Raw genomic sequence first — 11,038 nt, forward strand, 5'->3', positions numbered from 1 at the left:
GGGCGGCAAAATGCAGCTTTTCCATTTTTATTATTTTTGTTCCCGTTATTTTTTATCCGTTTCGCAGAGATTTTTATGTGGCTACTCTATGCAATTCTTTCCGCTGTTTTTGCGGCTCTGACTTCCATCCTGGCAAAAATTGGCATTGAAAATGTCAATTCCCATTTGGCAACCGCCATCCGGACCACCATTGTGCTATTCCTTTCCTGGGGAATCGTCTTTTTGACACGCGCGCATTCCGGAATTTCCAGCATTTCCTACCGTAGTTTCCTTTTTCTCATCCTCTCGGGACTAGCTACAGGCGCATCCTGGTTATTCTTCTATAAAGCGCTCCAACTGGGAGAGGTTTCCAAAGTTGTTCCCATCGATAAAGCGAGCATCATCCTGTCCGTTTTGTTTGCTTTCTTTTTTCTGGGGGAACCGCTGAACGCCCGCGCCGTTTGTGGGCTCGTGCTACTTGGAGCCGGAACATTCCTGATGATTCTTTAACATTTTGCCTCCGCATTCACCTCAGGAAGTACAAAAAAAATGAAGGCGCAAAACCTTCATTTTTTGAATCCATCTATTCCGTTTCTTAGAACCAGCGCCATGTAATGCCAAGGGTCACCGCATCGCGATATTGCGTATCTTCATCAATGTCCTTGTCATAAGCCACATCCACGCCAACGCTCAAAACGATAAGCGGAGCAATCGTTACGTCCAAACGGTTTTCCCATTTGCCATCGATTTCATCAACACCCTTGAAATTCACGAAAGCCCACAGGCGAGTTTTGAAAGAAGCCAAAGAGGAAAGGGCGACTTTGTATTCCGTCACGCTTTCCAAACCCGGTTCGTCCTTGAAAGTTTCAATCTTTTTCGTATCGGCATCGTCGGCCCAGCCGTAACCGTCCGAAATGGTCATCCGATTCGCAAAGGCGATACTCTGTCTAAAGTTGTCATTCGGGGCAAACGAAACACCCAACATCTGCGTAAAGTAGCCCGGATCCATAAAGCAGGAAATTGGCGTTTTTGTCGAATCCGTATAGGTGTAGCTCTTGGCGAACTGGGATTCAAAACGAAGGCCCGCATAAGGTTCAAACGGTTTAAAATCGTTCTCAGCGACCGTCGTTTCAATAAAAATCTTGTCGTTGGACTTGCGGGTTCCCAAGCCTTTCATATAGGTCTGTCCCCATTCCAGTTTCACCACGGAACGCCAGTCGAAATGCGAAAAATGGCCGATTACGTCGGCATCGTATTTCAGGATCCAGACGTTCGTATTCACCCCGTCGGCCCCATTGTTCCAGTTGCTGTAATGTTGGCGCGTAAACTGTGCAGAAGCGAGCACATCTGCATTCCAGTTTTTAGGAAGCGCGCCAGAAAACATACCGTCTTCCGCAAAAGAAGATGCGGCAAAAAGAGTTGCGGCAAGTGCCAAAAATTTTGTCGTTTTCATCATATTTCCAAAATTAACTCCTATCCTGTTTTCCGTAAAGAGAAAAAAATTTCTGAATGTGACCTAGTTCAAATTCAACGCTTCTTTTTTTTCTTTTTCGGCGGGGTATAATTCGACCCGACCGGATTGCCGCCATTCTGCTTTTTGGCAAACGCTCCGATTTTTTTGAACATTTCCTTCATTTCTTCAAACTGGCGCAGCACCTGATTGACCCGGGCAGCTTCCGTTCCCGAGCCTTTGGCGATACGCGCTTTGCGGCTGCCATTGATAATATTCGGGTGTTTTCTTTCCTTTTCCGTCATCGAACTGAGAACCGCCTCGACATAGACCATTTCCTTTTCATTGATCTTGTCCAGCGGGAGCTTGTTCAATCCCGGAATCAGCCCCAGAATATCCTTGATGCGACCCAATTTTTTAATCGTGCGCAGCTGGCGCAAAAAATCGTCCAAGTCGAAAGTGTTGTTCAGGATCTTCTTTTTCAAATCCTTCGCGTCCCGTTCGTCAATCACCGACTGCGCTTTTTCCACTAGGGAAACGACGTCGCCCATGCCGAGAATCCGACTCGCCATGCGATCCGGATGGAACAGGTCTATTTCGTTCGGTTTTTCGCCCACACCGATAAAGCAAATCGGAACTCCCGTACTTCTTTTAATCGAAAGAGCCGCACCGCCCCGAGCATCGCCGTCCATCTTGGAAAGGCAGACCCCGGTAAAATTCAACCGGTCAAAGAATGTCTGTGCGACGTTCACCGCTTCCTGACCGATCATCGCATCGGCTACGAACAGGATTTCTTCCGGGTGCACCGCTTCACGCGCCTGTTCCAGCTCCTGCATCAACTTCTCGTCGATTTGCAAACGGCCCGCCGTATCGTAAATCACCACGTCAAAGCCGTTCTGTTCGGCGTATTCGTAACCGTGCTTGATAATTTCGACCGGATTGCCTTCGCCCTCGTCGTAAACGGGAATGCCAATGGATTTTCCGAGAACCTGCAACTGCTTGATGGCAGCCGGGCGGTAAACGTCGGCGGCGACCAGGAGCGGTTTCTTTTTGCGCTTGCTTCGCAAGTAGAGCGAAATTTTGGCGGCGAAGGTCGTCTTTCCCGAACCTTGCAGACCGACCATCATAATGCCCACGGGCGGTTTTCCCGAAAGCGCGAGTTCCCGCGTTTCGCCGCCCATCACCTGCACCAGCTCATCGTGGATGATTTTCACAATCTGCTGCCCCGGCGTCACCGAAGTCAGCACTTCCCTGCCCATCGCCTTTTCTTTGACCGCTTTTACAAAATCGCGGGTCACATTGAAGCTCACGTCCGCTTCCAAAAATGCCCGACGGACTTCCCGCAGCGAATCCGCCACGTTTTCTTCGGAAAGAGTGCCCTGCCCACGCAGGTTCTTAAGGGTCGATTCCAGAGATTCTGTCAATTGCGAAAACATCATAGTGGGCGAAAATATAGGAAATTTCGGCTCATTTTTAGAAATGAGAAGTCAGGAGTTGGAAGTTGAGAGTTGTAAATGGGAACTGCTTGCAGCCCGTCAATACAAATACCATTCCCATTTTACCGTGCAGTCGGAATTCTGGTAATCGCTCTGCTCTTGCTCGTCATAGTCTTTCAGATAGCCGATACTGAAAACGCTGTAACACTTTCTCGAACTGTAATTGTCGTCGCCGTCGGAAGACACGTCTTCATCTATGACTGTTGGACATACTTTTATCGTTTGGGTCAAAGCGGGGATTGTTTTTGTCGTACAAGAATTTCCGCTCCAAAATTTCGTATTATCTTTATCCAGCAACTTTCCCGTATAAATCGTCGTGGATTGCCCGGCAGAAGTTATGGCGTAAATGGTAAAGGAAATTTCCGGGTCGCCAACGCCCAAGCCATCCCAATTGTTTTCGGTTTCAAAATATGTCAGGCAGAACTTCATACTTTTTGACGATTCCAGATAACTTTTGCACTGATAGCCGTAAGTGGAGCAGCAATAGGAATCCGAATAAGCGGAAGTACCGAGTCTGCATTTTTCCGATTCGCTCTGGTAGCTGGAACTGGAAGAAGAATAGCCGTAATAGCTGGAACTCGACGAGGAATAGCACTTGATTCCGTAATAAGAGCAACATTCTTGTTCGGAATAATGCGGATACTCACTGTATGCGCAATCTTGCTCACAGAGCAAATTGTATTTAGAGCAACAGGATGAGTAGTCCAAATAGCCTTCGCTACACCGCATCCTTTCGTAAGCTTCTTCTTCCCGTTCGGCGGCATATCTATTGTCCCTGCTCTGCTCGCCAATTTTCTCATCGACATCCGCAATCGCATCCATTTCTTCTCCGCAACAAGCGAGCAGCAGGGCGACAAATAGTAAAAAACTCCACTTAAGCAAAGCTATTTTTTTCATAAACAAAGTCCTCTAGAAAATCAAATCCATCTTGATTCGCCAAGTGCCTATCGTTTCGGGAGATTCCGAAAAACTATGCCTCCTATAAGTTTCCTCGGAATAAAGCAGGCGTTGAAACGCTACAGAAAGACGATGGAAAAATTCCACGCCAACCCCCACAAATCCCAAAAATTCAAAGCTCCCCATTTCATACCCATATCCACTGGGCATCCAGTCGTCGTAAGAATCCGCATCAGCATAAGTACCGCTATAACCATCCATCGTCAAATGATACCAGACGCAAATCGGCTTGCGAATGTACATCGTATAACTCAAGAACGGACCGATTTTTCGAGGAATCCGGAGGCGAAACTCCAACGGCACTTCGGCAAGAATTTTATGATAGCGCAAAACGGGATCTGAATATGGATATGAATATGAATTTTCTTCCACATCGAGATGAGAAAATTGATAAACGGCGTTCAGCCCCAACAGAAAAGAACCGTATTTGAAAAAATCCCATCGCATCAAAAAGCCGCCTCCCGCAGAAAAGCCTTGATCACAATCCAGGTACAAGTCGCCATTGTGGTCCCCATAAGCTTCTGTGTCCTTGTCCACAAGCCGACCGGCAAAAAGAGACAGCCCCATATAAAAAATCCGCTTGTCTTTTTTAGGGGTTGAATCCATTTGAAGCGTATCCAAATCCGCAACGGCACTTTCCGTCAAAACCTGAAGGGACTTGGGCGCACTATCCTGAAGAGCGACAATCGCCCGACTCGTCACCGTATCTTGCGGCGGTTTCAGGGAGGAAATTTCGGTTTTACGAATGTCCAAAATTTGAAAATCCTTGGTCGCAAACGTTACCATAAAAAGAGAGTCGCCGCTTTCCTTTTGAAATTTCAGGACGGAATCCGCCGCAGCCCTCAAATTCTGTTTTCGCGCAATCCATTCTTCCATTTTCTGAAGGCTATCCGCTTTGACCTTTTGAGCAAGGCGTTCCGTTTGTTCAGCAAATGCCTGGCAACCGCAGATGTTTTCAATCTGGACGCAATTCGAATCATTCCGCTTTTCTTCCGGGCAAATAGCACAAAAGTTACGGCATTCCTCGGTCTGCGTCAAAAGCGGTTCCTCGATTTTTGTAGAGTCGTTGTGCGCCTTGGATTTTATGCGCAGCGGGGTCTGTGCTTTTTTCACTTCTGCAAGGGAGTCTCCATGAAATTTCAATTCCAAAGAACAGAATTTTCGGGGACAAAGAGATTCGATTTCTTTGGAAAGTGTCGCCACTGCGGATTCTTGCGCTTTGGCCTTTTGAATTTCCACTTGTTGAATGCTGTCGAGAACCTTGCTGCAATAGCACAAAGAATCTATTCCGCTGCATATCGAATCCGTCGGATTTGTAGTACAGGTCGTGCAAAGGGTGGCACACATTTCACCGGCAAGCAATGGTGCTGCAAAAAAAATTGGAATGCAAAATCGAAAATTCATAAATCTACTTCTAAAAAACTTTTAATACGAAAAATCAAATGAACCGCCCGCTAATTGTTCGCAAACAAAATAATGAAAACCGTCGCTGCGACCGAGGCAATTCCAGCCCATACATACGGCCAAATCGTAGCCTCCACTTTTTGCTCTTTTCCTGTACCCTTATCCTTCACAAACAAAGCAGAATCCCCGATATCATGCCATTTGGCAGCTTCTTCAACACTTAAGGTTTCATAGCTTACAGCAAGGCCGGAATATTTGCAACGTATCGATCGGGTTGTCGTATTTTTGCTCTCTTCCATCACAATATTAATAATATCGTCAATATCTGGATTTCTCGAAATGGCGAACGCCAAAAACGAAATTTTGGAACACTTCGCATTCTCTTCCCATAAAACGGGGCCAATGATTTCGGCGTGTTCCGCTCCGTAATTCACAATATTTGTTCGATTATGGTAGGTGATGTCACGCTCGCTGCTGTCCGTCCGGACTGTTGCACACGAGGCGAACATCAGCATTGCACAAAAGAAAACGAGTTGAAAAGCCTTGTTCATTTCCATCTCCCGACAATATTTTTAGTGCTAAAAAATCAATACCATCGAAAACCCTGACGCTTCATGCAATTGGAAACAAAGTCGCCGCGTTCTACGTGATCTTTGCCCGCTTCGTATTCGCACTGGGCAAGGGCGTTTTCGGTTTCATACTCGCTGACGCCCTGTTTATGCCAGCCGACGGCACAGCCCGAAAGCACAAGGCAAGCCACAATACAAAGGACGAGAAAGGAAAATTTTTTCATGAGAATCTCCTGCATTTTCGCTTTCTTCAATGTAAAAAAAAACATACATTGTCAAGTGTTTTTTGCCATATTGTGAACTTTGACCGGAAAATTTGGGCTTTATATATAAAATTCCACCTCGATTTGCTTGGTTGGTGTGCTTCGACAGGCTCAGCAACCGGTTGTTGAACCATGGTTAGCGACTAGTGAGCAGGAGGAGGTAGTTGGGAGTTGGGAGTTGGGAGTCGGAACTGATAACTGATAACCGAGTTTCCCCTCTCGCGACGTAACACATCTTATTCCACCCCACAAAACCAAAACTTCCCACCGCCAAGCGTGGCGGGGGATAGGGTGAAGGGAAAAGGGGCTGCCCACGAGTCTTAAGAGTTTTACTCTTTTAGACGAATTGTCCCTGGAAGGGTGCCTTCGCAAAAGCGTGCAAGGCGAATGTTGCGCCGCAAGCTTGCTTGCTGGCATTACTGAGCCGCAGCCGCGGACGCAACGCGTCAACTCTGAAGCCCCCTTATCCCTTCCGCCCGCTGCGCAAGCGAGCTCCTCGCAGTCTGCGAGAAGAAATTTTCCTTGTGAAAAAGAAATTCCTGTATTGAAAAAAAAGAGTTCCACTTTGCGAAAAAGATATTCACACTTTGAAAAAATTTTTAATTGAGAGTATTTGGTGGAAGATCGTATATAATTCCCGAAAATTTTCAAATCGATGCCTTTGCGAGTGGCAAAAAGTCAGTCGTCAGTGGTCAGTTTTCGCGCAAAAGACTTCTACATGACCGGACGAAATTTTCTTTTTGCGTTTCCATTTCGCCAAAAATTCCACCTTTTTCGATAAAGCAAATACACGCATTCACACACGAGCCGACTCCCCCGCGCATTTCCCCTCAATCCATTGCTTTTTACTTCATCGCCCTTTCCATTTTCAGGCGGACGACCATTTCATTGTACAAATCCTGCAGGCAGTCTTCAATCGTAATCATCGGTTTCCAGCCCAAATCCATAATTTTTTGGGGGTCGCCAATCAAAAGAGGAATATCCAAAGAGCGTTCCTTTGCCGGATCAAAACAAAAATCCACATCGACATCGGCAATTTCGAGCAACGTTTCTGTCAATTCCCGGAATGTGTAGGATTTTCCAGAACAGATATTGTAAATCTCCCCCGCCTTGCCCGCTTGCAGCACCTGAATCAAACCGCGAGCCACGTCCCGCACGTCCAAGACATCTCGGCTCACATCCAGACTGCCCGAATAAATAATCGGTTCGGCCCCATATTTTTTGATTTTCACCAACTGGCTCGCAATCGACGGAATCAAAAACCGACGGCTATGATGCGGTCCCGTAAAATAAAACGGGCGAATCATTACAATGTGCATTCCATAAGCATTGGCGAACTGATTCCCCAAAAGTTCCATGCAAGCCTTGGATGTCGCATAAGAAGTCAGCGGATTCGGGCGATCGGACTCCTTGTGCAAAGTCGTCAGAAGTGTTTCCGAAGAACGCCCATAAACTTCGCTGGAACTCAAAAGCAGTATTTTGGCTTCCGGCACAATCTGCCGTGCGGCTTCCAGCAAATTCTGCGTCCCCAGCAAATTCGTGCTGAGGGTTTCGTAAGGCTTCTTGTAAGAAAGCCCCACGCTGGACTGGCTCGCCAAATGGTAAATCGCCCGCGGATTCGCTTCTTTGATGACCGAAGCCAAATCCTTGTAATTCAGCAAATCTCCCGTCCGGTAATTCACATCGGAAACTTTTTGCCACGGCTGCGGCTGCTCGTCGCTAAAGCTGTAAAGTTTTTCGCCGTTTCTCGTGACCGACGTCAGAATGTGAAATCCCAAAGCGCCCGTTCCGCCCGTGACCAAAATACTCATCCGCTAACCTCCGGCAATACCGCTTTCCAAGCTTCTTTCACCAGCGATTCTTCGACATTGGCAACTTTTTTCACCTCGCCGATTTTCACCGGGAGAATATACACCCGATTGTTCTTTTCGACTTTCTTATCGATGGCCATCGCATTCCAGGCCGCATCCGCCTGAACGCCTTCCACCGTTTTGGGAAATCCAAAAGCATCCAAAAGAGCCGTCTGCCGATCCTCTTCCTCTTTGGAAATCATACGGCGCAAAACAGCGAGACGTGCCGCCACCCGCATACCCAAGCTCACGCCGATTCCATGCGAAAATTCATAGTGGTGCAAGTTTTCAATCGCGTGTCCAAAGGTGTGCCCGTAATTGAGAATCGCCCGAAGTCCTTGTTCCTTTTCGTCAATGCCGACGACTTCCGCCTTGATTTCGCAGCTGCGCCGCACAATATGCGTCAAGGCTTCGGAATCCCGCGCAAGAATTTTCTGCACATTTTCTTCGAGATAGGCGAAGAATTTCTCGTCGTAAATAACGCCGTATTTGAGTACTTCGGCAAGCCCCGCCAGATATTCCGAAGGCGGAAGGGTCTGGAGAACGTCCAGGTCGCACACGACCGCTTTGGGCTGGTAAAACGCGCCGATCATATTTTTGCCTTCGGGGTGGTTCACCGCCACCTTGCCGCCGACAGAGCTATCGACCATCGAGAGCAGCGTGGTCGGGATTTGCACAAAATCGATTCCGCGTTGATAAGTCGCCGCGGCAAAACCCGCCATATCGCCGACGACGCCGCCCGAGAACTGGAGCAAGCACGACTTGCGGCTATAACGGCGACGCAGCATAAACGTGTAGAGCTGATTCAGGCTGGATAAATTCTTGAAAATCTCGCCTGCCCGAAACTTGAACGCCGGGCAATCCCCCGCTTCGTGCTTCAGCATCCCCAAATTGCGGGACTGCGCCTTGGCAATCGTCGTATCCGTACAAACCAGAAAGGAATCCTTCGAAGACAAACGCAATCCGGAAAGGAGAGTCGAAAACTGCGAAATCAGCCGGTGGCCAATAAAAATCGGATAATGCGAACCGCCGGAAGGTTCTACATAAACGGCTCGCGTTCCCCAGAATTTCAGTCCGCGAAGAACGGCGGCAATCACCACTTCCTCGGAATCGTTCGTACTTTCCACGCTAAAATCGGCCAAGGCATAATGCGGTTCCCTTTCCGCAAGCATCTTCTTGATTTTTTCCAGGCGTTCTTCGGGAGAAAGCCCCGACATCAGCGGACGCGTGTCCTTGCGCCCAATCCGTTCCGAAAGGACTTCCGGCTTCGCCCACAGCCGCACAATCAGGCCTGTCTGACGAATCAGGGAAACAACGGATGGCTGCGTCAGCGTGCCGCCTCCCAACGCCACAACTTTCGGCGTCATATCTTCGGCGATTTCTCGAATGACCTGCAATTCCATTTTTCGGAAAGCCGCTTCGCCCTCTTCTTCAAAAATTTCTGAAATGCTTTTCCCTTGACGTTCAACAATCATCGCGTCCGTATCCACAAAAGTCGCATGCAAGCGTTCGGCAATGCTCCTGCCAATGCGGCTTTTTCCGCTCGCCATAAAACCGGTAAAATAAATCGTTTTCTTCAAAGCAAACATCACATTTCCTCCACAAAATCCACAGCCGCTTTCATCGTTTTTACGTCGGCCTTTTTCCCCGGAAACCAGAATTCGAAACTTTTCGCGCCCTGATACACCAGCATGGCACTGCCTCCGATTGTTTTGCAACCCGCCGCTTTCGCTTCCCGCAAAAGCCGAGTTTCTTTCGGATTATAAACGATGTCGCACACTGCGAAGCGGGGGGAAAGCATTTCTTTCGCCAGCGGAGAAAGCCCCTCGTTCGGAACCATGCCTACGCTCGTCGCGTTCAGCACCAAATCCACGTCTTCACGAATCTTTCCAAACTCGCCAAATAAAATATGCCCGACCGCTTTTTGCGGAAATGCGGAAGAAAGCGCATCGGCAAGTTCCGCACCACGTTCTTTGCTTCGGGCGACGATTGTCAAACCGGCAACGCCTTCCGAAAGCATGGCGAACGCAATCGCCCGAGCCGCACCGCCATTTCCAAGAATCGCCACACGCAGACCTTTCAAATGGATTCCGTGTTCTTCCAAATCGCAAAGCGCCCCGTAAGGATCCGTCGTCGTGCCCAAAAGCCTGCCGCCGACAATTCCATTTTCCCAATAAAGCGTGTTCACGCTCCCCGTAAACCGGGAAATTTCCGAAACGCCGTCCAAAAAAGTTCCGACCTTTTCTTTAAAGGGAATCGTTACGTTGGCGCCCAAAAACTTCATGGCGCGGAAACCTTGAATGGCCAATCCTAACTCGGAAGGCTCCGGAGAAAGCGGTACATACGCCGCATTGATGCCCAGCTTTTCAAAAACCGCATTATGCATACAAGGCGACTTGCTATGACCGACAGGGTTTCCGAAGATGGCGAGCAGTTGAGTACGTCCATCTATTTTTTTCACATTTTAAATATAATTGAAAAAATGTCCGATGAACACGAAAATAGGAATCGAAAATGGGGACGCTTCAAAATACGGCGCAATAATCCTAAATAATAATTTGTGGTCAAAGGTCAGCGGGGAGTTGAGAGTTGAAGTAGATATAAGGAAAGCGGATTCTAGCCGCTTTACATTAACACATAAAACCAAACGAAATAGGCGAAAAAGGTCTTGGAGAGAACAAAGAGGGACGGCGGTCTCCTGAGCCTCCGTGATTCGAGAAGTTAGCAAAGCAGCTGCTGCCCTTCGGCAAGCTCAGGGACCAGTTGTCAAAGCAAACCTGTTTTAGCACATTTTCATATAAAAATTGCCAGCCGCAGAAAGTTTTAGGGAGTTTTCACATGAAAATCGCAAAAAGTTTTTCGTTCTCATTGCAATAACCCAATGAAAATACTAAACGACAACCCACAACAACTAGCAACTCTCGTGCATCTGTCTTTTTGAAAAGGATTTTTAGAAGAACCCTGAACTTTGAGCCTACCTTAATTTTTCGCTTGGCAGTCTTCAGAGCCCGCCATCCGAAACTAGAGCGTTCTCTTGAGCGCTTCGATTTCCGCAAGGGATAGGCCGAAA

11 protein-coding genes are annotated in these 11,038 nt (G+C 47.9%); 1 reads left to right on the forward strand and 10 read right to left on the reverse strand.

Annotation, left to right across the window (positions count from 1 at the left end):
- The first annotated feature begins 75 nt into the window (after positions 1-75).
- On the forward strand, positions 76-489 hold the full coding sequence (locus tag B5D40_RS07350; protein ID WP_073303017.1) for an EamA family transporter: 414 nt from the start codon (positions 76-78) through the stop codon (positions 487-489).
- 85 nt (positions 490-574) lie between these two features.
- On the opposite strand, the gene B5D40_RS07355 is transcribed toward B5D40_RS07350, so the two are convergent.
- The 10 genes from B5D40_RS07355 to B5D40_RS16090 all read right to left on the reverse strand — a co-directional run.
- Positions 575-1,435 (reverse strand): DUF3078 domain-containing protein, encoded by an 861-nt coding sequence (locus B5D40_RS07355; RefSeq protein WP_233134344.1) that lies wholly within the window; start codon positions 1,433-1,435, stop codon positions 575-577.
- A gap of 71 nt (positions 1,436-1,506) precedes the next feature.
- Entirely contained in the window at positions 1,507-2,868 is a 1,362-nt protein-coding gene (ffh, locus tag B5D40_RS07360) for a signal recognition particle protein (RefSeq protein WP_233134343.1), read from the reverse strand.
- 96 nt (positions 2,869-2,964) lie between these two features.
- The gene (locus tag B5D40_RS07365) at positions 2,965-3,822 is read right to left on the reverse strand and encodes a hypothetical protein (RefSeq protein WP_078776394.1); all 858 of its coding nucleotides are present in this window, start codon (positions 3,820-3,822) and stop codon (positions 2,965-2,967) included.
- A 12-nt stretch (positions 3,823-3,834) separates the two neighbouring features.
- Positions 3,835-5,286 carry a hypothetical protein gene (locus B5D40_RS07370; protein WP_078776395.1) on the reverse strand — a complete coding sequence of 484 codons (1,452 nt, stop codon included), beginning with the start codon at positions 5,284-5,286 and terminating at the stop codon, positions 3,835-3,837.
- Between the two features lie 50 nt (positions 5,287-5,336).
- Entirely contained in the window at positions 5,337-5,837 is a 501-nt protein-coding gene (locus B5D40_RS07375) for a hypothetical protein (RefSeq protein ID WP_144319680.1), read from the reverse strand.
- Between the two features lie 35 nt (positions 5,838-5,872).
- Entirely contained in the window at positions 5,873-6,079 is a 207-nt protein-coding gene (locus B5D40_RS07380; protein WP_143394539.1) for a hypothetical protein, read from the reverse strand.
- An 884-nt stretch (positions 6,080-6,963) separates the two neighbouring features.
- The gene (locus B5D40_RS07390; RefSeq protein ID WP_073303028.1) at positions 6,964-7,929 is read right to left on the reverse strand and encodes a GDP-mannose 4,6-dehydratase; all 966 of its coding nucleotides are present in this window, start codon (positions 7,927-7,929) and stop codon (positions 6,964-6,966) included.
- Positions 7,926-9,557 (reverse strand): 3-dehydroquinate synthase, encoded by a 1,632-nt coding sequence (aroB, locus tag B5D40_RS07395; protein ID WP_233134342.1) that lies wholly within the window; start codon positions 9,555-9,557, stop codon positions 7,926-7,928. The genes B5D40_RS07390 and aroB overlap by 4 nt, the downstream gene beginning before the upstream one ends.
- Positions 9,557-10,429, reverse strand: a complete 873-nt coding sequence (gene aroE, locus B5D40_RS07400) for a shikimate dehydrogenase (protein ID WP_078776399.1) — start codon at positions 10,427-10,429, stop codon at positions 9,557-9,559. The genes aroB and aroE overlap by 1 nt, the downstream gene beginning before the upstream one ends.
- 373 nt (positions 10,430-10,802) lie before the next feature.
- A partial coding sequence (locus B5D40_RS16090) for a hypothetical protein (RefSeq protein WP_234978159.1) occupies positions 10,803-11,038 on the reverse strand: 236 nt, incomplete at its 5' end.

This window comes from Fibrobacter intestinalis, from assembly GCF_900167415.1.
GTDB classification, from domain to species: Bacteria; Fibrobacterota; Fibrobacteria; order Fibrobacterales; family Fibrobacteraceae; genus Hallerella; species Hallerella intestinalis.